This window comes from Dactylosporangium sp. NPDC050688 (assembly GCF_040654515.1).
Lineage (GTDB): Bacteria > Actinomycetota > Actinomycetes > Mycobacteriales > Micromonosporaceae > Dactylosporangium.
The window spans coordinates 1-24,818 of record NZ_JBFAIC010000084.1 but is presented as its reverse complement, the minus strand read 5'-3'; the positions used below and the strand labels follow the sequence as shown (position 1 = coordinate 24,818).

Sequence of the window (24,818 nt, the reverse complement as noted above, 5' to 3'; positions counted from 1 at the left end):
CGCGCAGACGATCATCGCCGGACACGCGTTCATGCAGAACCTCCGCCGCGGCAACGACGAACTCGGCGTCGACGCCCCGCGTGGGCTCCGCGTCGCCGCAGCGTTCACCGAGCTCGCCGGGGCCATCTGAGCCGGCAGGCAATCGGACTCATTGCGTCACCCGATCGAGCAACGCAACAGTGCCCCATTTCCCAACGCGTTGAATTGCCATCGGGCAACCTTCATCGATTCGTCCCCACAAGGACCAGCCGACCACAAATTACGTTCCGTAGCTGCCTAACTGCGGCGTGCGCGGGCGGCTGATCTTGGTGGTAGTGGGCGAGCGGGATCAACCGTGGGGATGCCACTGACAGACGTATGCAAGCTGCCGCTGTCGCCGACCACATCACCGCCGTGCGCGATGCGGTTGAACGACTGGACCGGAACCTCGCTGCCTACCGCACAGCGATGGCCGCGGTGCCAGGGTTCATACCGTCCAACGCTCCAGACACAGCCGGTATCGAGTCGCTCGAACGGGACGCATCGAACATGACCGGTGGATGGAAGGCCCGGTCAGATGAGTACGTCACTAAGGCTGGCCAGCTCGTCGCACAGGCCGACGGCGTCGCCAACACCGCAGAGCGGACCTACTGCTGACCCGGGCAGGATCGGGTATCCGCACGTCGGCTACGAGTGCCCACCTGATCATGGCTGATGGAGGGCCTCGATGCTTCGCGGACCGCCGGAGCGGCGCCGTCTGGTAGCCGCGAGCGCAACAACACCGGCGGGCGCACGTTGGACGAGGCCGACGCGGCGGCAAAGTCGCGCTCCTCGTCGAGGGCTCAAGGCGGGGGACAGGCCGCGTTGGGGTTCGACTGTTCGAGTGCATCGAGGGCTCGAGAAGCCTCTTGACCAGCGCGGTTGGGCTGGCGTCGTGCCGAGGGCTGACACGCATCATTACCCAACACGAGTTGCCGTCCGTCTGGCCCTTCCGCAGATCTGACCGCGCTCCCTGAGTGTCAAAGGGCGCGGAGGATGTCCTCCACGCGGTCCTTCGCGTCGCCGAAGAGCATCGCGCTGTTCTCCCGGAAGAACAGGGGATTCTGCACGCCGGCGTAGCCGGAGGCCATCGAGCGTTTGAACACGATGACGCTGTCGGCGTCCCAGACCCTGAGCACGGGCATGCCGGCGATCGGGCTGGCGGGGTCATCGGTGGCCGCGGGGTTGACCGTGTCGTTGGCCCCGATGACCAGCACGACCGAGGTGCCCGCGAAGTCGTCATTGATCTCGTCCATCTCCAGGACGATGTCGTAGGGCACTTTGGCCTCGGCGAGCAGCACGTTCATGTGACCTGGCAGGCGGCCCGCCACGGGATGGATACCGAAGCGGACGTTGACGCTCTTCTCCCGGAGCCTGCGGGTGAGCTCGGCGACGCCGTGCTGCGCCTGGGCGACCGCCATGCCATACCCGGGGGTGATGATCACGGAGTCGGCGGTGGCGAGCAGCTTGGCGACGTCCTCGGCCGTGACCTCCCGGTGCTCGCCGTAGTCGGTGTCGTCGGCGGACCCGGCCTCGGCGCCGAAGCCACCGGCGATCACGGAGATGAAGGACCGGTTCATCGCCTTGCACATGATGTACGACAGATAGGCACCCGAGGAGCCGACGAGGGCGCCGGTGACGATGAGCAGATCGTTTTCGAGCAGGAAGCCCGATGCGGCCGCGGCCCAGCCAGAGTAGCTGTTGAGCATTGACACGACCACCGGCATGTCGCCGCCGCCGATGGAGGCGACCAGGTGCCAGCCCAGGAGCAGGGCGATCACGGTGACGACGATCAGCAGCCACAGCTGCGGCTCGATCACGAACCAGGCCGTGAGCACGCCGAACGCGGTGAGCGCACCGAGGTTGAGGATGTTCTTGCCCGGCAGCATCAGTGGGTTGGACGTGATCCGGGCGGACAGCTTCAGGAAGGCCACGATCGAGCCGGTGAACGTTACGGCGCCGATGAAGACGCCGATGAAGACCTCGGCGCTGTGGATCCCGAGGAGGTCTTGGCGACGCAGCAGCTCGGCCTCGGCCCCGCCCATGGCGGACTCGACGTGCAGGTACCCGTTCCATCCGACGAGCACGGCGGCGAGACCTACGAAGCTGTGCAGCAGCGCGATCAGCTCGGGCATGCCGGTCATCTCGACCTTGCTCGCGCGGTACAACCCGATCGCGGCGCCGATGACGATCGCCACAATGAGCAGTGTCAGACCGAGTCCGCTGATCTCGTCGACGACCGCGAGCGCGATGGTCGCTACCAACGCCAGGGCCATGCCGGCGATGCCGAAGGTGTTACCCACCTTGGCGGTCTCGTGTTTGGACAGACCTGCCAGCGCCAGGATGAAGAGTAGGGCGGCGACGATGTACGCCGCCTGCGCAGCCGTTTCAACGGTCATCAGTTCAGCTCCTGGAGAACATGGCGAGCATGCGGCGCGTCACCGCGAAGCCACCGAAGATGTTGATACTGGCCAGCAGGATCGCGACGAGCGACAGCGTGGTCACGACGTTGTCACCGTGCCCGAGCTGCAGCAGGGCGCCGACAACGATGATCCCCGAGATGGCGTTGGTCACCGACATCAGCGGCGTGTGGAGGGCATGGTGCACGTGTCCGATCACGTAGTAGCCGATGATGATCGCCAGTGCGAAGACCGTGAGATGACCCCGCAGCGCGGCGGGTGACAGTGCCACGACCAGGAACAGCACGGCCGCACCGGCCCCCACCAGGGTCAACCGCCTGCGCGCCGAGACCGGTCGCTGCTCGCGAGGTTCGACCGGGTTGGTCGCCCGAGGGGCGGCGGCCGGGGCCACCGACACCGATACCGGCGGCGGTGGCCAGGTCAGCTCGCCGTCGCGTACGACCGTCATCGAGCGCTGCACGACATCGTCGAAGTCCAGGACGAGCTGTCCGTCCTTGCCGGGGGTCATCAGCTTCATCAGGTTCACCAGATTGGTGCCGTAGAGCTGTGACGCCTGCGCGGGCAGCCGCCCCGCCAGGTCGGTGTAGCCGATGATCGTTACGCCATTGCCGGTGACGACCGCCTCGCCCGGGACGGTGCCCTCGACGTTTCCACCGTTGGCGGCGGCCATGTCGACGATCACGCTGCCCGGTTGCATGCTGGCTACCATCTCGGCTGTGATCAGCCGAGGTGCCGGCTTGCCGGGGATGAGCGCCGTGGTGATGATGATGTCGACGTCCTGAGCCTGCTCGGCGTACAACTGGGCAGCGCGCTGGTTGTAGTCGTCCGACATCTCTTTGGCGTAACCGGTCGCGGAGACCTCCACGTCCGCGGTCTTGATCGACAGGTACTCGCCGCCCAGCGACTTGACCTGGTCGGCCACCTCCGGCCGCGGATCCGTCGCCCGCACGATCGCGCCCAGGCTGCCGGCGGCACCGATCGCCGCCAGGCCGGCGACACCCACACCGGCGACGAGCACCTTGGCCGGAGGTACCTTGCCCGCCGCGGTCACCTGCCCGGTGAAGAACCGGCCGAACACATGCGCCGCCTCCACCACCGCCCGGTAGCCCGCGATATTGGCCATCGACGAGAGCACGTCCAGCGACTGGGCTCGCGAGATCCGGGGTACGGCATCCATCGCCAGTGCCGTGATCGGTCGCCGGGAGAGGTCCGCGACCAGGTCCGGGTTCAGGCGCGGATACAGCATGCTGATCAGCACGGCGCCCTCGGGCAGCAGGTCCAGCTGCGCGGTCGACGGCGCGTCGACGGCGAACACGATGTCGGCCTTCAACGCCTGACCGATCGTCGCGCCCGCCTCGACGTACGCCTCGTCCGAAAACGAGGACAACAGACCGGCGCCGGACTCCACCATCACCTCGTAACCCAGCTTGACCAGCCCCACCACCGTGGCTGGCGTCGCTGCCACGCGCGTCTCTCCCGGGCGTGACTCCCTGAGCACACCAATGATCATCATGAGCTCCGCAGTTGAGGATTGAAGGAGGATGTAGAGCAACGGGCCGTCGGTACGTTCCCTCGCCGAGCGCCTCGCTCGGATCTTGTTGGCGTCGAGCGATTGTTACCTGCCGCGACACCGAATTTGAAGATAGTCAATATCACATCGCGCGACGGCCCCGAGGCATTGATGTCTCAGGGACAATGATTGTCGGGCCGGTCCGCGAGGATCCGTGTGCCGTTGAGCGACCCGGCTCGGGCAAGGAAGAGTGCCACGTCGACTGACGGGCCGAGACCGTCAGGTGTCCACAGGGGATGGTCGATCCGCAGTGAAATCCGCCATTTGCGGATGGCAAGCCGCGACTGGCGGCACTATTTCGGCGGGCGGACTGCCGCACCTGCACGGTCCGGCAGCAGTGCACGGGAACGTTGATGGCTGGACCCACAGGCCGTACGATCGCTGTCCCACCGGAACCTGTCAAGATCGTTGAGACAAGATTCCCTAGTTCTTCTGTACTGCTGCTTCCAGCGCTGGTTGGTTGATCCAGACCGCATGGGGGAGCGGCGGCCACCAGCCGGCTGCGTATCGGCAGCGGCATCTGCCTCGTCATCGAGCGTGACCCGATCATCACCGCCAAGGAGGTCGCCTCGCTCGACCAGCTCTCCGGTGGCCGCTTCGAGTTCGGCGTCGGCGCCGGGTGGAACCGCGAGGAGATGCGCAACCACGGCACCGACCCGCGGGTGCGCATGGCCGTGCTGCGCGAGCGGATCGAGGCGATGAAGGCGATCTGGGCCGAGGAGGAGGCGTCGTACCACGGCAAGTACGTCGACTTCGAACGGATCTGGTCATTCCCGAAGCCGGCCCAGCGCCCCCACCCGCCGATCCTCGTCGGTGGCATGGGCCCGGGCGTGCTGGACCGTGTGCTGGCGTTCGGCGACGCCTGGTTCCCCAACTACGGCGAGGGCGTCATCGAGCGCTGCCCTTGCCGAAAACCTCATCCGTGCAGGTCGGGCGGCATGTTGGTATTCGTGGAGGATGCCGCCGAGGCGATCGCAAAGATTTCCACGTCCTTGTCCCGATTGCTCATCGGCAGCAGACGCAACACCGTGAACGCATTCGTCACCGCCAGGTACGCCAGTCGCAGCAGCACGGAAACCCATCATGTCGCATCGATCACCAGCTACGCCCAGGCCCAGCAACCGGGTCAATGTCTCCGGCACTCCCTCACAGGCCCCACCAGGGCGGATGGGGTTTCGGCAGGCGCAAGGCCCGGCGGTGAACGTCGCCGTTGGGCAAAGACCGTCAGGGCCAAAGCGCGGACGCTTTACCCCCGACGAACGCGAGGCCTGAGCAATGCCGAGACACGCCGGCCACATCAGTGGCGGTGGACGGCGTCCGGGTGGCGGGGGTCACCGGGGTGTTCGTAGCCGGGTTCGAGGTGGACCAGGGCCGCGCAGCGTTGCTCCAGCCACCGCGCGAACCGGCGTTCGGCGTTCTCGGCGCCCAATATGGCGGCGAGGTCGTCGCGGACGTCGGCGAAGGGCTGCGGGTGCCGGTCGCGGTTGCGGTGGTAGTAGGCCTCGGTTTCGTCCTGCGGCGCTGGCACGGGCGGCGCCACGTGCGTCCGCAACGACCGGGCGAGCGGGTGGGCGGCGACGACCGCGGCGGTCACGCCGCCGGTGCGCAGCGCCTCGGCGAGCGTGAGCGGCACTGGCGTGTCATCGCAGGGGGAGAGGCCCAGCGCCCGGGCCTCGTGCTCCACGACGGCCTCGACGGTGAGGACCTGCACCATCCAGCGGCGCAGGTTGCGGCCCTCGGCGGTGTCCGGGTGCGGCAGCCGCGCCGCGTACGGGCCGCGGCGCAGGGCGGTGAGCCGCTCCTCAACCGTGGCGACGGTGACTGGCCGGTCGGCGACCCAGGCGGCCACGCCGGTGGTGCCGGTCACGCCGTCACCTCGATGGTGATCGGTGCGGTGTAGTGCAGCTCGCCGGCGTGCGCGATCCTGCACAGGGCCCACCACCGGCCGTGGCCGTGGCCGTCAGGGACCTCGACCGGGATCTCCAGTCGCTCGCGTTCGGTCAGGTACACCCGCGTCGACGGAGCCGGGAACATGTCCCAGGTGTGCCAGGGGCTGATGAGCTGCACCTCGACGACGATCGGGCTCGCCGCGTCGGTCGTCAGGTCGAGCACCGCGATGGCGGACTCGCCGGGCCGAAGGTTCAGGGCGTCGGTGTCCCAGGTTGCGGTCACGGTCTCGGGTGCGGCGGTGCGGACGAGCAGCCGGGCAAAGTCCTCGACGCCGTGCTCGGTGTGGGCCCGCAGCCAGTGCACGCCCGGCGTGGCGGGCGATGGCGGCTCGATGACAACCTGGGTGCTGGTGTGGCCGCCCGGCCTCACCGAGTACGGCACCTTGTCGGGCGAGGCGCGCCAGCCCGCCGGCACGTCCAGCGCGACGGTGCCGGTGGCGTCGTCGTGGGTCAGGTCCGATGCCACGGTCACCGTCATCTCCACCGGCCCGTCGACGGCCGTGACGGGCGGATCCAGGTGTATGGTCACTGGCAGGTTGCCGGTCGGTGCCGGTCCGCTGTTGTGCAGCCAGTATTTCGCGTAGGCAGGCCCGGTGGGCGTAGCGGCCGCGGGGACTGGGCCGACCCGGACGACGGCCTGCGCGATGTCGGCGCCGTCGAGCGACAGCAGCACCCCGCCGTTCTTCACGGGCAGCGCCTCGCCTGGGTCCTCCAGCAGATTCGTGGATGCCGCGTGGGTCACGGTCGTCCACAGGTCGAGCCGGACGTCGGCGGGTGCGCCGGCCGCCTCGTAGAGACGCACCGTGACGCTGTCGACGGTGGCGGCGGTGGTACCGGTGGCGAGCGGGTTCCCCGCGGGCTTGAGCGCCGTGACGACGACGTCGCTGTCGGGCGAAACCAGCAGGTAGCTGTGAGCCGTGGTGGCGGTGCCGGCCACGACGCGGGCGTGCAGCGGGTGGTTGACCTCGTGGCCGTGCCGGACCAGGCGATTGGCGCGCCAGTCGCCGGCCCCGGCGACGAGCGCCGCGTCGAACGTGTGTGTCCAGTGCTGCTGCTGGAAGGTGGAGCCGTCGGGTGCGGTGCGCCGCGGCGGGTCGATCCACACCCCGGACGGCCAGCCGGTGCACGAGCGCAGCAGCGACAGGTGCAGCGCGCCGGTGGTGTCGACCGCGAAGCCCGGCACGCCACGGTTGATCAGCGCCACCGTCCGGTCGTCGAGATCGGGATCGACCGTGTCATCCGCCGGCCACGGCGAGGTCACCGGCACCACGCTGACGGCGGCCAGGTCCTGGCGCAGCTGCGGAAGCGCTCCGACGACCACGAGGACGGGCAGGTCGAGGACGCCGGTGAGGTCCGCGTTGGGCACCCATACCTCGGTGAGCGCCTTCGCGGCGGGCACCCACACCCTGGCGCCGCCGGTCGCGGTGACCTGCCGGTCGATCTCGTCGGCGTATGCGGGTCCGGCTGCGGCGAGGACGGCCTCGGTGAATGGGTTGCGGCCCACGCTGATCCGCACGTCGGGGAGGTTGGAGTCGACGGCGAGCCGGCCGTAGCGGGGGCCGTCGGGGCGGGTCGTGGTGGCGGTGACGCCGCGCCGGACCAACGCCACGGCGAGCTCGCGCACGTCGGGGAGGTCGGAGTCGTCGGCGACGATCTCGGCGATGCCGATCGCCCTGGTGTGCCGGCGGGTGCCAGAGGGGTCGTGGACGTCGACACGGACGGTGCTGGAGACGGCGAACCAGTGCTGTGCGGGGTTGTCGAGGGTCCATGGTGACTGCTCGGTGTCGACGTTGATGAGGCCGAAGCCGCGGCCGACGACGGCGTTGCCGACCTCGCTGACCGGGAGGCCGCCGTTGACGTCGGCCGGCCAGCACAGCCGGACGAGGTGGTCGGCGCCGGTGAAGTCGTCGATCTTGGTGGTGAGCTCCAGTCGGTCACCGCCGCGCCACAGGGTCAGGGTTTGCGTGTACCGCAGGGGACCGGTCGCGCCGGTGACGGTGATCCGCTCGCCGAGCGGGGAGTGCTCGACCAGCACGCCCGTGGCGGGATGCCGCGACGAGCCGTGGGTGGCGGGGCCCTTCGGCAGCAGGTGCCAGGGGCCTTCGTGGAAGCGGGGGTGGGCCGGGTACTCGTCGTAGACCAGCAGCTCGTTGCCGACCCGGCCGAGCTGCAGCAGTTCGCGGCCGGTGCGCAGGTCGACGAGGCTGGACACGCAGCCGCCACGGTCCGGGTCGACGACGACCCGGTAGGCCTCGTTGGCGATGACCGGGTCACCGCCGACCGGCGACCAGCCCTGCGCGGCGGCGTCCGCGCGCAGGGCGAACGTGCGGTAGCCGAGCGACGGGACGTCTACGGCGCGGAACACGACGTCCGCTGCGGCCAGGCTGCCGTCGTCGTGGTGTGTCACGTGTTCCAGCAGCACCGGCAGGTCGTCGACCGCGACACCGGCCGGGCCGGGGGAGGGGAACTCGATGCGGACCCGCACCAGGTCCGTGCGCGGCCACGCCGACGGGTTGAACACGACCACCGCCCGTCCCGGTCCGTCCCTGTCCTGCGGGCCGAGGCGGCGCAGCGCGTCGTCGAGCACCGTGCCGGCCAGGTCGTGCGCCTCCCGCCAGCCGGTCAGCAGGTCCAGGTAGACCTGGTCGGACTCGCTGCCGGTGATCGCGTCGTGGTGGGCGCCGTACACGAGCTGCCGCCACGCCTTGTCGACCGCCGCGTGCGGGAACGGCGCGCCGTGCACGGCGGCGGCGACGGTGGCGAACAGTTCCGCGTCGGTGAGCAGCGCCTCGATGTGCCGCTGTGCCTGTTTGGTGTCGATGAACGACACGTCCTTGCCGGTGTAGACGGGGTTCATGTCCCGGGTCTGCGGTGACGGGGTGAAGCCGGGTTCGGCGCGGACGGCGGCGAAGAACTCCTTCGGCAGGCCGACGACGAAGCGTGGCCAGGCGTAGCGGGCGTTCCAGTCGCGGTGGATGTCGGTCACCCATTTGGCTGGTGGGGTGTAGTCGGTGCCGACGGGCAGCAGCACGTTGCGGGTCGCGGCGACCTTCTTCAGCAGCAGGAACAGCTCGTAGACGCTCTGCTGCGCGCCGGCGAGGGTCGGCTGTGCGTCGATGTGCCAGCCGGCCGAGTAGTGCGCCGGCATGTAGTGGGTCAGGACCCCGCGCCCGGACGGGGAGATCCACTCGAACTCGGAGCTGAACTGCATCGTCGACGGGTCGCCCCACCCGTCGCGCGGCTCGTACGTCCACAGCATCGGGCCCCACTGGTGGAACGGGCCCCGCGCCCAGGACGAGGAGGACAGGCCCGCGTCGGCGACGAGGCCGGGGAACTGCGGGTCGTGGCCGAAGACGTCGAGCTGCCAGGCGGTGCGGGGGTCGCCGCCGACGATGTCGCGCTGGAAGCCGATGCCGTGCACCAGGTTGCGGATTGTGGACTCGGCGGAGGTGAGGTTGGTGTTGGGCTCGTTGTAGGTGCCGCCCATCAGTTCGAGGCGTCCCTCGGCCAGCAGCGTGCGCAGGTACCGGCGATCCTCGGGGTGGCTGTCCCAGTAGGGCTTGAGGTAGTCGAGCTCGGCGAGCACGAACTTGTAGTCCGGGTCCCGCCGCGCCGTCTCCAGGTGCAGCCGGACCAGGTCGAAGCCGGTGTGTTGGAACTGCGCCCGGAACTCGGTGCCCAGGCGGCCCGCCCGGTCCCACATCGCCGTGTAGGCCGCCTGGGTGTTCCACCAGACGGGGTCGTAGTGGAAGTGCGGCACCATCCACACCGTCCAGCCCGGCTCGGCCACAACGAGCGTGGTGGCAAAGGGTTGACCGTCGTCAGCGACCACCGTGATCGGCACCACGGTGCCGGGCGGCGCGGTGCACGTGACACCAACCTCGACATCCGGACCGCTGTGAACCTCGGCCGACCCGCACACGCCGTCGCCGGTGATGTCGAGCCGGCCGGGCCAGCCCTCGACCTCGACCCGGACCACCTGCAAGGGGCCGCCTTCCGGTGCGTCGACGAACAGTTCGGTGCCGGTGATGCCGAGGATGCGCATGTACTGGTTCAGCCTTTCACTGCGCCGGTGAGGCTGAACGCCTCGCCGAGCACTTTGGACAGTGCGGGGTAGAGCAGGAGCACGGGGGCGGTGTGGAGGATGGAGAATGCGGCGAGCTGGCCGTAGGCGACCTGGCCGTACTGGGAGAAGAACGTGTAGATGGGCACAGCGGCGGGCTGCTTCTCGGGGCTGAGCAGCAGGATGTGCGGGACGAAGAAGTTGCCCCACTGCAGGACGAACGTGAAGAGCAGCACGACGGTCAGGCCGGGGACCATGAGCGGCAGCACGATGCGCCGCGGCGAGGAGAACCAGTCGCTGCCATCGGTCCAGGGTACTCAGCAGTGAAGCCGGATCGCCGCCCGAGGACTCCTTGTCAAGCCCACACCCGCCGGCACCGAAGGACCGGAACGACTCGCACCATCAAGACGGTCGATGGGCCGGTCCGACGCATCGCCAAGACCTCCCGGGACCATCGTCTTCCAGGCGGAAGCACCACCATCCCTCTCACGCCCTCGCGACGTGAAACTCCCGCCCCGGCAGCCGCCGGTCAGCGTCCAGCGGGACGGACACATCTGCATCGTGGCCCGTTCGTCCTCGGGGCGCCGCCGACCGTGTTGCCTGCTGAGGAGGCGAACGCAGACGGATCAGAGTATCCGTCTCAATCGCCTACAGCTTTTCATGGCTTACCGGCCCCAGGTGCCCGGAGTGCGACCGTTTCCCTTCGCGTGGGGGGGGTGGGGGTAGAAGTCGGCGGCGCCGAGTTCGGCCGACGCCGCACAACGCGACGGCCCCGCCAAGCACCATCAGGAGTAGCGCCTCGATGAACGCCAGGTGGGCGCGGGCGTCGGCGATCGGCCACGCCCACCAACGCACCAGACCACCATTCCCGGTGCCGAACAGCGCGCTGATGATCACAGCGGCGACCGGGGCGATCGCCGCGAACCGCGAACCGGTCAGCGGGGCGACGATCTGTGCCAGGCCAAGACAGCCAATGAGGTTCCGCAGGTAGCCGGGGCCCAGGTCCCACCAACCAGCGGCGGAGGTGACGCCCACGGTCGCCGCGGTTGCGAGCATCATGGTGGCGGCCACCGAAAGATCGCGGGCCGCCATTGCCCGTACCGCCGTAGCGTCGAGATCTCCGCTGCTTCGGTCCACGCCGTACCAGAGGAGAATGATCGGCACGAGCGGCAGCAACAAGGCGAAGACGACCGGCACCAGCAGGGAACCAGCCATGCTCGGCAGCGGCAGGACCTCGCCGCCAACCACCATTCCAGCGACCAGACTGGCGAGGAAGGCGATGCTGACCGCGGTCAGGGCGCGGGTCCGCCACCACCAGATCACCCGGCACCGTCCTGGAAGGCGGACGGGTCGAGCTGGGGCTGGACGCTGCAATCCTTCAGTGGAGCCAGATTCGCGTGGTACCACGCGAGCTGTTGCTCGTTGGTCAGTTGACGTACACGCGAGGCCAGGTCGATGAACTCCGGCGGTGCGACGTCACCCAGATCCGATGTCGGCACGCCGGCGGCCAACGCCATCCAGACCATCAACGCGCCCCGGTTGTTCGCGCCCGGCCACTCACCGCGCGTGGCACAGTCCGGCACAGTGTCGGGCACGGCGCTGGCAACCAGGCTGAGCACGACACCCCGGCGCTGTGGTCGCGCCGCCAGGACGACGAAGATGGCATCCGGCGTTTCGGCATCCTTGGTGGTGACAACCGCGGGCAGCGGCATGCCGACATCGACCAGCCGCGCGTACGCCGAGGTGAGAGCGGCGTGAATGAGGCTACGGGAGCCCTCCTGCTCGGGCCACAGGCACAGCACTGGCCTGCTTCCATCGCACCGGACCGCTCCGGTGCGGGGTGCCCCGGCGGACGGTCCCAGCGGCAAAGCCACCGTGGCCGCCACGACAAGCAGTACCGCCAACGTCGCGGCCCCACCCGCGCGCATCCGGCGGGTGCCTGCCAAGGCGATCAATACGCCCGCGCCAAGTGCGACCGCGAACAGGGCGGTGGCCAACAGAGCCCTCGGCGATGGGCTCTGGTCGATTGCACAGCAGCCCTCGAAGGAGAGCCCATTGAGGTGACGGATCCAGAAGGGTTCGATCGCGGCCGGGTAGGCCAGCCAGACGTACGAGCCGGCCAAACTGATCGGCAGGGCGAGGGCCGGTGACAGCCATCGGCCGAGGCCGTAGCCGACTATCGTATGACCAGCCAATACCAGCAGATAGACAGCTATCAGCCATGGGTCGGGGAGGCCCGGTGCGCCCGCTGCGGCCGGCGCTGTCGCCGCGACGGCGGCGGCGATCCCCAACAGGCCCATCACCAACGTCGGGGCGACGGCAATGAGCGCGACCTGCCAGGACCGGCGGGCAATGGTCAACGTGTCGATGCGACCGATCCTGTGTCGGGCACCCTCCCACGCCGCGCACGCCGCGCACAGCGGCACCACGATAAACAGCATCAGGTCTGCTTTTGCCGTGGCGGCGGTCCTGTATCCGGGCGTGGCGGTGTCGACCACCGCCGCACCCTGCAGCAGCACCAGGGCCAGCATGGGCACGGTCGCGTACGTCTCGGCGCGGGTGCGCCAGGAGTAGAGCGTGCGCATGGTCATTCCGATGCGCCGACGAGCCGGATGTACGCGTCCTCCGCTTGCCGCGACGATTCCGTGCCTGGCTTGGCGAGCGCCAAGAAAGACGGCACCGTGCCGTGGTAGCGCACCACACCGTGATTCAGGACGGCTACGTGCTGGTACACGTCGCTGATGTCCTCAGTCTGGTGCGTTGACACCAGCACGTCGACGTCACCGGCCACCGCGTTCAGCACGTCGCGCAGACTCCGTCGCTGTCGCGGGTCCAGGCCGGCGGAGGGTTCGTCCATGACGACGAGCCGTGCGTCGTGCACGAGAGTCTGAGCGATCCCGACGCGACGCAGTTGGCCGCCGGAAAGCGCCCTGCTGGGCCGGTCCGCCAAGTCAAGCATGGCCACCCGATGGAGTGCCCGGGCGGCACTGTCCCAGGCGTCGCGACGGCTGAGTCCCTTCAGCGGGCCGGCGTAAGCGACCTGTTCGCGCACCTTCAGGCCGGGCATCGCGGTGACGTTCTGCGGGAGCCATCCGACGGAGCGTCGGTACTGGGGCCGGGTACGCCGAACGTGGCTGGCGAGATCGCCGACGCGGACAGTGCCGGAGTCGGGTTGCAGGAGTCCCACGATCAGGGAGAGCAATGTGGACTTACCGGCCCCGTTCGGACCCAGGACGACGGTCGCGCCTGGCTGGAATTCAAGGTTCAGGTTACGGAAGACGGCAACGCTCTTACGGTACTGGAAGGAACATCCCGTGATCAGTACAGACACCCAACCACCTTAGCCTCAATCCACCGACGATCTTGGGTTCGGCAGCCTGTGATGGCATTTGATTGAGGCTTGTTGATGTGTCGGCCGGTGGGTGTGGCTGTTCCGCCGGGCGCTCCGGCGTGCTCCGTGGTGGTGATCGGGCCCCGGGGCGGGGCAGGTTGGTCGGGGTTCAGGCGGTGGTGGGTGGTGGGTGGATGTGCTCGAAGAGGGTCTGCCAGTGCTGTTGCCAGGGCCAGTGGACGGGCAGGTGCAGCACGAGGCGTTGCGCTCGGCGGGCGATCCGGGCGGGGATGTTGATCAGGTGCCGGCGGATGGTGGCGGCCCGTGCGGTGCCGTAGCGGGGTCCGATGATGCAGCCGGCGGCGCGCAGCAGGTTGTGGGCCATCGCGGTCAGGGTGAGCCAGGCGGCGTTGGCGGCGAACCGGCCGGAGGGCAGGTGGGCGAGGGGTCCGTCGATGAGGTCGGCGAAGACCTGTTCGATGATGGCGTGCCCGCGGTGGGTCAGGTCCGCGTCCACTGTGGACTCGTCGGTGTCGGTGAGGAACGCGTGATGCCGCCCGAGCGGGAACAGTTCCTCCTGCCCTTCGGGTGCGGGGTTGCGTTCCTTGACCCGGCGCACGACGAGCCGGGCGGTGACCTTGTGGCTGCTGGTCTCGAACGCGGTGTAGGTGGTTTCGGACCTGCGCGTCGGAGACCCAGCAACCGGTCTCCTCGTCGTAGACGCCGCCGGGGTAGCGCACCGCGGTCCAGGCGGTCTCGTCGATGGCGGCGATCGCCGCCCGGATCTTGCTGTTGGACTGCAGCGTCACGGAGTAGTTCACCCCGGACCTGCGGCAGGCCGACACCACGACACCGGATCCGAACGCGGAGTCGGCGCGGACCAGGACCCGGCTGGTGGCACCGCAGGCCCGCGCGGTGCCGATCGCCTGCCGGATCAGCGATGCCGCGCCGCGGCCGGAACCTGCGCTGCCGCCCCGCAGCCTGGTCGCGGCGATCACCGGCGCCGACCCGGCGGTGCTGATCGTGGCGACCAGCGGCGACAGGCCACGCAACCTGACGCTGTACCCACCGACCTTGGCGTGCCCGAACGACGCGCCCTGCTTCGCGTGGCCGTAGACGCGGCGCAGCAACGAATCCACGTCCACATACGTTTGCCTTGACGCTCCGGGCAGCAGCGGCGTCCGCACGGCGAGCGCGGTCAGCAGGTCCCGGGCAGCGGCCTCCAACTGCAGGGCGTGACCCCAGGTGAAGAACCGCAGGAACGAACCCAGCGTCGACGGCGCGTACACCCCGGCGAACAGCTTGCCCATCCCGCCGTGCCGCAACACGTCCAGGTCCTCGATGCTGTCCGCACCGGCGCACATCCCCGCCACGACCGCAGCGGCCTTGCCACCCGGGTTCGACCCGGTCGACATGTCCGGCCGCACCCGGCGCTGGACCAGCCCGGCCAGATCGACCCGCTCGGCCAACCCCATCACCGGGACCAGCCCGGCACACGACACCAGATTCGCGTCGTCGAACACCGCGCCCACCGCGCGGCGGGCATGTAACAATCGCACCTACGAGATGCCCTCTCGACCCGGATGGCGGAAGCCTAGACAACTCCCATCCTTCCAGGTCGGAGGGCATTTCCCATGCCCGTCTCAGCCTGTGACCTCAACGTTCGTCGGTGGATTGAGTTAGATGATGTACGTGAGCAGTCTGGGCTACGCGGTGGTGGGGGAGGGTTCTCGTCGTGCGTCTGATCGGATTCGATCGCAACAGTCTGGTCCTGCTGCAGCAACGAAACTTCCGGATCTTCGCCGCGGGGTTCGCGTCCTCGTTGCTCGGTGCCAACATGGCGGCCGTCGTGCTCACCTTCGCGATGCTGTCGCGTGGCGGCTCGCTGTCGGACCTGAGCCTCGTGCTGGCCGCCCGGATTCTGCCGCTGACGCTGTTCCTGCTCGGCGGCGGCGTGATCGGCGACCGGTTCCCGCGCCGCTACGTGCTGGCCGTGGCCGACTCGCTGCGGCTGCTCGGGCAGTTCGGTCTGGCCGCGTGCTTCCTGTTCGACCAGGCGCCGCTGGCGGCGGTGCTGGCGCTGTGCGCGTTCGTCGGCTTCAGCGAGGCGCTGTTCGAGCCGGCCTTCGAAGGCCTCGTGCCCGAGCTCGCCACCACCGAACAGCTGCATGACGCCAACGCGCTGCTCGGGCTGCTGCGCTCCGCGGCGGCGGTGGGCGGCCCCGCCATCGCCGGTGTGCTCGTCGCGGTCGCCGGTCCGGTCTCCGCGCTGCTGGTCTGCGCCGCCGGCTACGGCATCAGCGTCACCACGGTGCTGCTGCTGCGGGTACAGGACAAGCATCTGCAGGACACCTCCGGCGAGGGCCGACCGTCGATGTTGCGTCAGCTGCGGCAGGGGTGGACGTTGTTCCGCTCGCAGCGCTGGCTGTGGGCGATCACGCTGCAGTTCACGATGTTCAACCTGCTCGTCTGGGCGCCGTTCCTGGTCCTGGGCCCGGTGCAGATGCAGTCGCACTACGGCGGCGGTGGGGCCTGGGGCATCGTCATGGCGGTGTACGGCGTCGGCGCCATCGTCGGCGGCGCGGCGATGCTCGGCCGCCGCCCGTCCCGGCCGCTGGTGCTCGCCACCACGGTCACGATCGCCTGGGCCGCACCGTCCGCGGCGCTGGCGTTGCGGGCGCCGCTCGCCGCGGTGGTGGTCGCGGCGTTCCTGGCCGGCTTCGGCAGCACCACGTTCAGCGCCGTCTTCTCCACCGCGGTCCAGCAGCGGGTCCCGGCGGACGCGCTGTCGCGGATCCGTTCCTACGTCGCGCTCGGGGCGTTCTCCCTCGGTCCGCTCGGCCTCGCCGCGAGCGGACCGGTCGCCGAAGCCACCTCGATCGAGGCAGTGCTGGTGATCGGCGTCGGCTGGCAGGTCCTGGCCAACGGCGCCCTGCTCGCGATGCCGGTGATCCGCAGGTTCCGCCAGCTGGAGACCACCCTGGAACCCGAGCCGGAGCCGGAGATCGAAGCCGACCGGGCAGGGCCGCGCTGAGCTCACCGGCGGTGGTGTGACGCCACCCACCGGTCCTCGGCGTCGTAGTCGAACGCCGCGTCGCCCTGGTTGGCGTAGAAGTACGCGAACACGTCCTCCCACTCCGCGTCCCGGGTCGCGCGCACCATCCAGTCCACCGCGTCCGGCACCGCGTCCGGCACCGCGTCCGGCACCGCGTCCGGCACCGCGTCCGGCACCGCGTCCGGCACCGCGTCCGGCACCGCGTCCGCGTAGTGGGCCACCGGCCGGTAGCCCAGTTCCACGGCCGCCCGGGACATGTCCATCACGACCGCCCGCGGTACCGTCCGCAGGGTGTCGCCGACCGACGGGCTCGGCGGGTCGCCCGCGACGATGATCTCCTCCGCCTCGTGCCCGACCACCGCGAAGATGGTCGCCGCGATCTGCCGGACGGTCGGCGGCTCGGGATCACCCGCGTTGAGCACCCGGTTGCCGGGCCGCTCGGCGGCGAGCCGGATCAGCTCGGCGAGGTTGACCGCGGCCATGGTGTGGAAGCGGCTCCGCCCGCCCTGCGACAGGATCCGGAACGGCCGGCGGTCTAGCGCCCGCTTGACGAAGTACCACTCCCGCGGATAGTGCCCGAAACGGCCGTGGATGGAGCCGGGCCGCAGCACCGTCACCGGGAACCGCTCCGCGCGCAGCAGCGTCTGCTCCAGCGCCACCGTCCGGGCGCCGTAGTTCTCGTCCCCGGCGGGGATCGTGGGCTGGTCCTCGGTGACCGCCGGCGGCAGGTCCGGCCAGCCGCCGTTCGGGTCGTAGAAGTGCTGCCCGGTGCGGTCGGCGTAGACGGCGACGCTGGAGATGACGATCGCCGAACCGACTAGTGCGTAGTTCCTCAAAGGCAGTACACGAACTTGCGGCATAGTGTGCGGGTCGGTGGTGCCGGGCGTCCCCAGATCCAGGGGTTGGCGTGGGTGTTGAGCTGGGCGGTGGCCACGTCCACGGCGTGGGTGATCTCGTCGGTGTCGGCGAAGGTCTGTCCGGCGAACGCGGCCCGGCGCAGCAGCCGCCACCAGCCCTCCGCCATGTTCATCCAATAGGCTCGTTTCGGGATGAACACCTGCTGGATGCGGGGATGCCGGGTCAGCCACTGGCGGACCTTGCCGCTGGTGTGGCTGGAGAGGTTGTCGGTGACCACCCGGATCGGGCCGCGGGGGTTGGCCTCGGCGATGCGGGTCAGCAACTGGATCCAGCCGTCGCTGTTGCGGGATGCGGCGCAGTAGGTGACCTCGGTGCGGTCGCGGATACGCAGACCGCCGAACACCCACAGCTTGTCGCTGCCCCGGGAGTACTCCAGGGGCGCTTTGATCCGGTGGCCGTCGGGCGACCAGCCCGCCGCGGGCGGGAACGTGCGCGGGATCACCGGCCCGAGCTCGTCGGCGCAGACCACCGTGGTCTGCTTCGGCGGGTGGGTGTAGAGCTCGACGACCGCTGCTCTTTTTTTGCGAAGTCCGCATCATCGCTGTGTGCTACCTCGCCGGCATGCGCGGCTCAGCGCTCGTGGTGGCCTTCGGCTCGGCCGTCGTCGCCGCTACCTTCGGCGTCATAGCGTCGATCGCCGGGCTCGCAGCCGTCCTCTTCTTCTCATGACCCCTGCCCACCGGGCAGTAGCTGTCGATATTGAACTGGCCGCACCTCGGGCGCGGCTCTCTCTGTGCTTATTCGCGCGCAGGAGTGGCGGACAAGCGGCCGGCGGATGCGATCGTGACCAGGCTCGAGCAGCTGCTTGGGCCTGGCCCTGTCGCACCGGCCCTGCGGGAGCAGGTCCTCGCGTTGCTGGCCGGCGTGGTGGGGGAGGGCGACGGGGGACGGGTGTCGGGCACCCGTCCCGGTCGCGTCAGTACCACGCCCTCGTCGGCCCGCTCGATGTAGATGCACCAGGACTCGGGTCCTCGACCACGACGCAGCGGTCCTGGTGCTCGCCGTAGAGCCGCGCCGTCGATCAGCACGGCCAGGTCATCGACGTACTCGTCTCCAAGCACCGCGATGCCTCGGCGGCACGACGTTTCTTCCGCCGGGCGATGACCCCGTTGAAGGTGCGACCCACCGAGGTCATCACCGACGCGGCGCCGGTGTACCCAGCGGTCCTCGATGAGCTGGTCCCCTCAACCGCATCCAGTCCTCAGTGCCGACTTCGGCAACCAGCCGGTCAACGCACCCCTTCGGGAGTACCTGGCACCGCGCCCAGGATGCACACGAGCTCTTCGACGGTGCCCCAAGGTCCGCTGAGCCCCTGCGCGGCTGGGCCCTTTCGGCCGGCCCGGCCTGCTGCACAGCGTCGATGCGCTTGCCGACGCAGAGGTCAGCCGGACGTGGCGGGCCGGGCCGCCGCGTCGGCGTCGTGGTAGTGCAGCGCCGCGATCCTGCAGCTGTCCGTGACCTCCACCCCAGACGCACCGACCGTGGTGGCGGTTGCCGGGGTACTCGACGTCGCCCAACAGCGCCGAGCTGACGTGCGAGGTCAGCAACGCATCAGGCGCGCGGGTTCCTCGATGTCGTCAGCGGCGGGCATGCGTGCGGCGTAGCCGAATCCAGCGGAAGCCGTATCCGTCGAGTTCGAGATTTCGCAGGTCCAGGGAGTCGTACTCGCGGTTGCTGAACACTTCGACGGGGTGGTCGTCGTGCTCGAGGTCTGGCGGCAATGCGACCCGCATGGGCTGGTCGGTGAGGTTGTGGACGAAGATGACCGTCCCGCTGGGCGCCTCCGCGCGGTGGGCGAGGACCGGGGTTGGGTCGACGGGGATCAGGTCGTGCTCACCGACGCCGATCTCTTCGCATTCGCGCAGGGTGTGCAGCATCCGTTCGAACCACACGAGCAGCGAGTCGGGGTCGCGGCGTTGGTCGGTGACGTTGACGTGTTGGTGGGAGAAGGGCCCGTCGTCGATGACGGGCCGGATGAGCGCGGCGTCGGCGACGTCGGCGGTGGTGAAGCCGGCGTGGGCGGTGGCGGACCATTGCATCGGTGTGCGGATGGCGTCGCGTTCAGGCAGGTGGAGGTTCTCGCCCATACCGATCTCGTCGCCGTAGCGCAGCACCGGGGTGCCGGGCATGGTGAACTGCAGGCTGTAGGCCATGCGAAGCCGCCGTTGGTCGCCGTCGAGCATCGGGGCGAGGCGGCGGCGGATGCCACGTTCGTAGAGCTGGTGGCGCCGTTGCGGGCCGAACGCGTCGAGGACGTCCTGCCGGTCCTGTTCGTCGAGGCCGGACAGGTCGACCTCGTCGTGGTTGCGCAGGAAAGTGGCCCACTGCCCGTGCCGCGGCAGGGCAGGCAGGGTCGCCAGCGCCTCTTGGACGGCTTTCGGGTCTTGTTTGGCCAGGGCGAGCATGAGCGCTTCGTTGAGCTCGAACGCGAAGAGCATCTGCAGCCGGTTCGCGGCGCCGTCGGCGTTGCCGAAGAACTCCATCAGTTCGTCGCGCTGGACGTTGGCCTCGGCGAGGAACACGGCGTCGCCTCGCCGCCACGAGGTCTTCTCCCGCAGTTCGGTCAGGAAATCGTAGTCGCGGTCGGTCGGGTCGCCGCCCGGCTTGGTCTGTTCGATGGTGAACGGTGCGGCGTCGATGCGGAAGCCGCTGACGCCGAGCCGCTGCCAGAACGACACGATCTTGGCGAGTTCGTCTCGGACTTCAGGGTTGCAGATGTTGAGGTCGGGTTGGAAGTCGTAGAAGCGGTGGTGGTACCAGGCGCCGGCCTGGTCGCTGTACGTCCAGGTGGTTTCCTGCACGCCGGGGAACACCATGCCTTCGGTGCGGTCGGCCGGTTCGTCCTCGGACCACACGTACCAGTCGCGGTACGGGGAGCGGGGGTCGGACCGGGCGGAGGTGAACCATGGATGTTCGTCGCTGGTGTGGTTGAGGACCAGGTCGAGCATGACGCGCAGGCCGCGTTCGTCGGCGACGTTCATGAGTTCGGCGAAGTCGCCGAGGCTGCCCAGCGCCGGGTGGATGCCGTAGTGGTCGGTGACGTCGTAGCCACCGTCGCGCCATGGGCTCGGGTGGATCGGTCCCAGCCAGATGGTGTTGACGCCGAGCCGGCTCAGGTAGTCGATGCGGCTGATCACGCCTTGTAGGTCGCCGACGCCGTCGCCGTTGGAATCCTGGAACGCGCGCACGTCCAAGCTGTAGATCACCGCGTTGCGGTACCAGCGCTCACTCAACGTGGACCTCCGGGTCGACTGCAATCAATCCATACGTGGTACCCAGGCTCGATGACCGCTACCCTCGGGCCGATCCAGCAGGTGGGATGCCGTGACGCTGAGAAGGGCTCGCGGTCGGGGACACCCGTGCACAGGTTGTGCCCGATCACCGATCCGCGGTGCCGGTGATTGCTGCCGTTGACCGAGTCGGTGTTGCGGCACTGCTGGTCGGGCGCCGCCTCGGCTCGCTCGGGCCGCCATCACCGGCTTCGTCCGTGCGTCGCGCCGACCGACGCCGTCGAGGGCCCCGCCGCGGGCACGCTGAACGCGCTGCTCTGCATGCGGTTAGTGCACGTCGCACGTCCTGCAGCGACGAACGGTGAATGACGTCGGTGGCGGAGCCAGCGGCTTCGCCACCATGTGGCGTCGCCTCACGCCGCAGTCGATGGGGCAGTACGGCAGCGAGGATTTCGCTGATGCCGAGGCATCTGCTGTTCGGGGCTACCAGGTGCCCACAGCTCAAACCCGTCGCGGGTCAACTCCCGCCGGGGGTGTTGCTGCGGCTGCGGTGACCTGCGGGCGTTCGTGCTTGGTCGCTTCGGCGGCTTTGCACGCCGGCATTGCGGGTACAGCTGCGGTAGCTTTCAATGGGCGGACAGGTGGCGGGGATGCCCTCTGCGGGCGTTGGCGCATCGATGCAGCACTCGGATGTACGGTCCGGGTCGGCAGGTGCCGCCGGTGCGGTGGATCGGTGACAGTCGCATCGGTCTTGGTGGTGTCCCGGCCGCCGAGACGCTGCCGGTGTTGGCGATCGCCGGGGTTCGTCGTCACCACCAACATCGACCTCGGCGTCCGCGGCCGAACTCCGCTGGACTCGTCACGGCAGATGCGCCTTTGGAGCAGACTGCCGTCGCCGTCTCCGGCGGCTTCAGCGCCAGCGTCCATGGCGTGGTCGCCGCCCCCGACTGGGACCTCCTCATCGTCGGTCGCGGTATAGCCGAGGCCGTCGATCCGGCGGCCCCGGCACGGCAGCTGGTTGACCTCGTCCGTCGCCGGAGCATCAAGGAGCCCGATGCAGATCCGACCGCTTGACAAGACCGTCCTCGCCGACGTCGAGCAGCGCATGTAACTCGGCGAGCCCTACGTACGTCCTCGCACCGCATCGGACTACTGGCTGTACGCCGAGCTATTCGCTTCGACGTGTCCACTAGCGATCGTGGGCGGTCGCGTCGTCGGCGCCGTGATCGCCATGCGAAGCCAAGACCGACCGTCCGACCTGTACGTGCAGGATGTGATGACCCATTCCGAGTGGCGTGGTCGCAAGGTCGCAACCGCCTTAAAATGCCCGGCACCCGTGAGGTACCGAGCGATGCCTCGATGACGGTCACGGAGCACGTCACCTTCGCCGACGGGCGTCGGCAAACCGCGTCGCTCAGCCCGGTGGTCGGCTGCTGAACGCCATGAACCAGAAAGACAAAAGATCGACAGCTCCTCCCTTCGCCATGCGAAACCGCCCAGCAGCAGCACCAGTCGTGTCGAAGGGGACGAGTCCAGTCCGCAGGCCGTGCGGCAACGAAGTCCTCGTCGGTGCCGCACCATGCGGCCTGTATACGGGTTCTATACGGGTTCTGTCGCCCGCTCGTACAAGCTGGATCGCAGCTGATCGATGGAGACCTACGGGGGCCGCCATGTTGGAGACTGCGTACGCGGCGTTGCGCTTCGGCGCATCGATCGCCCTCGGGGTGCCGTTCCAGCGACGCTCGTTCGACCGCCTGCTTGCCGGCATGCGTGCCGCCGCCGACGAGTTCGGTCCGCAGGTCGGCGGCGACGACCTGCTCGGCGGGGTGACGCTCGACGACGCAGCGCGACGCGCGGTGCATGGCCGGCGGTTGCGGAAACAGGCAGTACGCGCGGGGCGTACCCGCTACTACGCCGATGTCTTCGCCGCGGCTGGTCTCGACCCGGCATCGCTGACCTACGACACCTTCGCGACTGTGCCGGTGACACCCAAGCGCGCGTTGCGGCAGGACCCGGACGCGTTTCTCCGCGCGGATGCCCGGCCGGCCCACCGGTGCACGACAACCGGCACGACCGGTCGCGCCACGACGGTATGGTTCTCCGCCGATGAGCTGCATCTGATCGGCGCGTTGTCGGCCATGGGAGCGTTTCAGGCAGGCACCGTGCGTGCCCAGGATCAGGTGCTCGTCGCCGTCAGCGCGCGCAATGTACTGGGCGTTTCGGCATTGTCGGACGCGGCCACAGCGGTCGGCGCCACTGTCCAGCTCAACGGCATGGTAGACCCGCTCATCACCCTGGGCATCCTTGCTCAGCATCGCCCCGTCGCCGGGCACCGGCCGCACATCACCGTGATGTCGGCGTCCTCGTCCTACTTCGGCCAGCTCGTCGAGCTCGCGCCTGCCGCCGGTTACCGGCCGGATGACTTCGGCCTGGAACGGGTACTGGTCAACGGCGAGGTGGTCTCCAGTGGGCTACGGGAGCGGGCACAGCGGGTGTTCGGCCCGATCGAGGTGGTCGAGACGTACGCCCTGACCGAGCTGGTGCCGTTCGGTGCCATGCGGTGCGGGGAAGGGCACCTGCACTACGAGCCGACAGTGTGCTTCGTGGAGGTCCTGGGCATCGACGACGGGCAACCGGTTGCACCGGGCGGGGTCGGCACGCTGGTCGGTACGCCGCTGCCACCGTTCCGCACCTCGACCCCGCTGCTGCGCTACGACACCGAAGACGTCGTGCGCACGGTCGACGGGCCGGTGTCGTGCGAGTTGCGGCGGTTGCCGGCGCTCGCCGAGGTGCTGGGCCGGCGGCGGTTGTCGGTGCGGCACGGCACCGGCCACACGTTCCCCGCCGATGTGGTGCAGGCCCTCGAGTCGGTCGAGGCGGTGCCATTGCCCGCCCGATACGGCTTCAGGGCGGCCGGCGCCGGCGTCGCTGTCGATGTCGTGGTGCGCTCATCCGGACCTGCGGTGCGCACCCAGATAGGTGACGCCCTGCAGCGTCATGGTGTACCGCTGGTGGAGCTGCGGCTGGTCGAGGATCCCGCGCTGCTGCGCTCACCCGCACCCCTGCGCTGCGATCTGCGCGAGGCCGACCTCAGTCCCGGCGCCGGCACCGACGCCGCGTCCCGACCAGACGACCATGCGGTCAGTGCAGACCTCGTCAGCGGGGAGCGCCGGTCATGATCGCACCGATGCTCGTCGTGCTCTTCTGCTCGGCCTGTTCCGTCGTCGGCGGCTGGTGGTACTTCCGGCATCTGGCCGTGACACGCCCGCCGTTCGGTGTGGTCAACCTGCGCGACGTCGCCGTGGCGATGACGGCATTCGCACTGCTGCCGCACATCTACAGATCGATCCCGATCATCGTTGTCGCGGTCGTGCTCGCGGTGTTCACACTCGCCGGGCTGTTGGTGGTCCTGGAGCCGCTCGTGCGCGGCGCGACGAGATGGGCCGTCTGCCTCGCCCTGGTCGGTGCCGATGTCGGTATCGGGCTCGCTGCCGGTGTCACCAGCGAGGTGTTCCTGGTCGTCAATGATGCGGTCGTCGTGCTCATGGTGATCGGGATAGCGAATCTGTGGGCACAGGGCGGATTACGCGCCCGCCATCTCGCCGTGTTCGCCGCGGCACTGACGGTCTACGACATCGTCGTGACCTGGCAGTTCACGATCATGTTCGACCTGTTTGTCGATCTGAGCCGACTGCCGCTGTTCCCGATGGCAGCCTGGGCGCTCGACGACGTGCAGCACAGCACGCTGCTCGGTGTGGGAGACCTGCTGATGGCGACGCTGGCTCCGCTGGTGCTGCGCCGTGCGTACGGCCGTACCGCCGGCCTGGTGGCCCTGGCCTGCGGGCTCGGCACCCTCACCGCCGTGCTGGTGCTCCTGGCTACCGGACTGATCGGACACACCATCCCCGTGATGGTCTTCCTCGGACCGGTCACCGTCGTCCAGTACCTGTACTGGCATCTGACTCGCGGCGACGAGCGGACAACCCGGCAGTACCTGCTGGCGGAGCCGCTCGCACACCGCGCGATCTCCACCGTTGCAGAGGGGAGGTGACAATCATGATCAAGGCCTACGCCGGGTACGTCCGCTACGCCTTCTCCACGCTGGCGGCCGTCGGCTTCGCAGCCCACTACGGCACCTGAACCGAACCGTAGCCCGTCGGTGGTGCGCGGCAGGAAGAGCCAGGCGTGCCGCTGCTCGGCCGGGTCCGGCGAGACCGCTACGACGACTCGCCCGCCACGCCGAGCCCGATCGGCGAGGTCGGTC

At 69.1% G+C, this 24,818-nt stretch carries 17 protein-coding genes and 6 pseudogenes; 11 read left to right on the top strand and 12 right to left on the bottom strand.

The genetic code is table 11. The features are described from left to right. Nucleotides 1-357: 357 nt before the first annotated feature. Entirely contained in the window at nucleotides 358-636 is a 279-nt protein-coding gene (locus AB0H83_RS45350; protein ID WP_360107917.1) for a hypothetical protein, read from the top strand. A gap of 362 nt (nucleotides 637-998) precedes the next feature. Here AB0H83_RS45350 and pntB read toward each other — a convergent pair whose 3' ends face one another. Beyond that, nucleotides 999-2,417 (bottom strand): Re/Si-specific NAD(P)(+) transhydrogenase subunit beta, encoded by a 1,419-nt coding sequence (gene pntB / locus AB0H83_RS45345; protein WP_360107914.1) that lies wholly within the window; start codon nucleotides 2,415-2,417, stop codon nucleotides 999-1,001. A 4-nt stretch (nucleotides 2,418-2,421) separates the two neighbouring features. Next, entirely contained in the window at nucleotides 2,422-3,948 is a 1,527-nt protein-coding gene (locus AB0H83_RS45340) for a Re/Si-specific NAD(P)(+) transhydrogenase subunit alpha (protein ID WP_360107952.1), read from the bottom strand. A gap of 338 nt (nucleotides 3,949-4,286) precedes the next feature. Here AB0H83_RS45340 and AB0H83_RS45335 point away from each other — a divergent pair. Together AB0H83_RS45335 and AB0H83_RS45330 are read left to right on the top strand one after the other, a co-directional pair. After that, nucleotides 4,287-4,472 (top strand): annotated as a pseudogene (locus tag AB0H83_RS45335) (hypothetical protein); the annotation flags it as partial. Between the two features lie 30 nt (nucleotides 4,473-4,502). Further along, nucleotides 4,503-5,357 (top strand): annotated as a pseudogene (locus AB0H83_RS45330) (TIGR03619 family F420-dependent LLM class oxidoreductase); the annotation flags it as partial. Here the strand turns inward: AB0H83_RS45330 and AB0H83_RS45325 are convergent. The 7 genes and pseudogenes from AB0H83_RS45325 to AB0H83_RS45295 form a co-directional block, all read right to left on the bottom strand. Next, nucleotides 5,306-5,875 (bottom strand): hypothetical protein, encoded by a 570-nt coding sequence (locus tag AB0H83_RS45325; protein ID WP_360107912.1) that lies wholly within the window; start codon nucleotides 5,873-5,875, stop codon nucleotides 5,306-5,308. The pseudogene AB0H83_RS45330 and the gene AB0H83_RS45325 overlap by 52 nt on opposite strands. Continuing rightward, nucleotides 5,872-10,002 (bottom strand): glycoside hydrolase family 38 C-terminal domain-containing protein, encoded by a 4,131-nt coding sequence (locus AB0H83_RS45320; protein WP_360107909.1) that lies wholly within the window; start codon nucleotides 10,000-10,002, stop codon nucleotides 5,872-5,874. Before AB0H83_RS45320 ends, AB0H83_RS45325 begins: the two co-directional genes overlap by 4 nt. Nucleotides 10,003-10,010: 8 nt before the next feature. Further along, nucleotides 10,011-10,277: a hypothetical protein gene (locus tag AB0H83_RS45315; protein WP_360107906.1), complete on the bottom strand. Its 267-nt coding sequence runs from the start codon at nucleotides 10,275-10,277 to the stop codon at nucleotides 10,011-10,013. A gap of 391 nt (nucleotides 10,278-10,668) precedes the next feature. After that, nucleotides 10,669-11,343 (bottom strand): hypothetical protein, encoded by a 675-nt coding sequence (locus AB0H83_RS45310; protein WP_360107903.1) that lies wholly within the window; start codon nucleotides 11,341-11,343, stop codon nucleotides 10,669-10,671. Continuing rightward, the gene (locus AB0H83_RS45305) at nucleotides 11,340-12,605 is read right to left on the bottom strand and encodes a hypothetical protein (protein WP_360107900.1); all 1,266 of its coding nucleotides are present in this window, start codon (nucleotides 12,603-12,605) and stop codon (nucleotides 11,340-11,342) included. The genes AB0H83_RS45310 and AB0H83_RS45305 overlap by 4 nt, the downstream gene beginning before the upstream one ends. 2 nt (nucleotides 12,606-12,607) lie before the next feature. Further along, a complete protein-coding gene (locus tag AB0H83_RS45300; RefSeq protein ID WP_360107897.1) occupies nucleotides 12,608-13,351 on the bottom strand; it encodes an ATP-binding cassette domain-containing protein in 744 nt (247 codons plus the stop codon). Between the two features lie 169 nt (nucleotides 13,352-13,520). Next, nucleotides 13,521-14,910: pseudogene (locus AB0H83_RS45295) on the bottom strand (IS1380 family transposase). 176 nt (nucleotides 14,911-15,086) lie between these two features. Between AB0H83_RS45295 and AB0H83_RS45290 the strand changes: the two are divergent. Then, nucleotides 15,087-16,385 (top strand): MFS transporter, encoded by a 1,299-nt coding sequence (locus AB0H83_RS45290; RefSeq protein ID WP_360107895.1) that lies wholly within the window; start codon nucleotides 15,087-15,089, stop codon nucleotides 16,383-16,385. A gap of 2 nt (nucleotides 16,386-16,387) precedes the next feature. Here AB0H83_RS45290 and AB0H83_RS45285 read toward each other — a convergent pair whose 3' ends face one another. After that, on the bottom strand, nucleotides 16,388-17,242 hold the full coding sequence (locus tag AB0H83_RS45285; RefSeq protein WP_360107892.1) for a hypothetical protein: 855 nt from the start codon (nucleotides 17,240-17,242) through the stop codon (nucleotides 16,388-16,390). Further along, nucleotides 17,239-17,832: pseudogene (locus AB0H83_RS45280) on the bottom strand (IS630 family transposase); the annotation flags it as partial. The gene AB0H83_RS45285 and the pseudogene AB0H83_RS45280, both read right to left, overlap by 4 nt. A 35-nt stretch (nucleotides 17,833-17,867) precedes the next feature. Between AB0H83_RS45280 and AB0H83_RS45275 the strand changes: the two are divergent. The 3 genes and pseudogenes from AB0H83_RS45275 to AB0H83_RS45265 form a co-directional block, all read left to right on the top strand. Further along, nucleotides 17,868-17,993 (top strand): hypothetical protein, encoded by a 126-nt coding sequence (locus AB0H83_RS45275; RefSeq protein WP_360107890.1) that lies wholly within the window; start codon nucleotides 17,868-17,870, stop codon nucleotides 17,991-17,993. Nucleotides 17,994-18,107: 114 nt separating this feature from the next. Beyond that, a complete protein-coding gene (locus AB0H83_RS45270; protein WP_360107887.1) occupies nucleotides 18,108-18,275 on the top strand; it encodes a hypothetical protein in 168 nt (55 codons plus the stop codon). Nucleotides 18,276-18,334: 59 nt separating this feature from the next. Then, nucleotides 18,335-18,751 (top strand): annotated as a pseudogene (locus AB0H83_RS45265) (DDE-type integrase/transposase/recombinase); the annotation flags it as partial. Between the two features lie 150 nt (nucleotides 18,752-18,901). Here the strand turns inward: AB0H83_RS45265 and AB0H83_RS45260 are convergent. Next, nucleotides 18,902-20,557: an alpha-amylase family protein gene (locus AB0H83_RS45260; RefSeq protein ID WP_360107884.1), complete on the bottom strand. Its 1,656-nt coding sequence runs from the start codon at nucleotides 20,555-20,557 to the stop codon at nucleotides 18,902-18,904. Nucleotides 20,558-21,274: 717 nt separating this feature from the next. On the opposite strand from AB0H83_RS45260, the gene AB0H83_RS45255 reads away from it, so the two are divergent. From AB0H83_RS45255 to AB0H83_RS45240, 4 genes and pseudogenes are all read left to right on the top strand, one after another. After that, complete coding sequence (locus AB0H83_RS45255; protein WP_360107881.1) at nucleotides 21,275-21,628, top strand: hypothetical protein; 354 nt, start codon at nucleotides 21,275-21,277, stop codon at nucleotides 21,626-21,628. A gap of 58 nt (nucleotides 21,629-21,686) precedes the next feature. Further along, a pseudogene (locus AB0H83_RS45250) lies at nucleotides 21,687-21,917 on the top strand (GNAT family N-acetyltransferase); the annotation flags it as partial. A 151-nt stretch (nucleotides 21,918-22,068) separates the two neighbouring features. Beyond that, nucleotides 22,069-23,733, top strand: coding sequence for an AMP-binding protein (locus tag AB0H83_RS45245; protein ID WP_360107878.1), 1,665 nt, complete (start codon nucleotides 22,069-22,071; stop codon nucleotides 23,731-23,733). Between the two features lie 8 nt (nucleotides 23,734-23,741). Beyond that, nucleotides 23,742-24,605 carry a hypothetical protein gene (locus AB0H83_RS45240; RefSeq protein WP_360107875.1) on the top strand — a complete coding sequence of 288 codons (864 nt, stop codon included), beginning with the start codon at nucleotides 23,742-23,744 and terminating at the stop codon, nucleotides 24,603-24,605. Nucleotides 24,606-24,818: the final 213 nt, after the last annotated feature.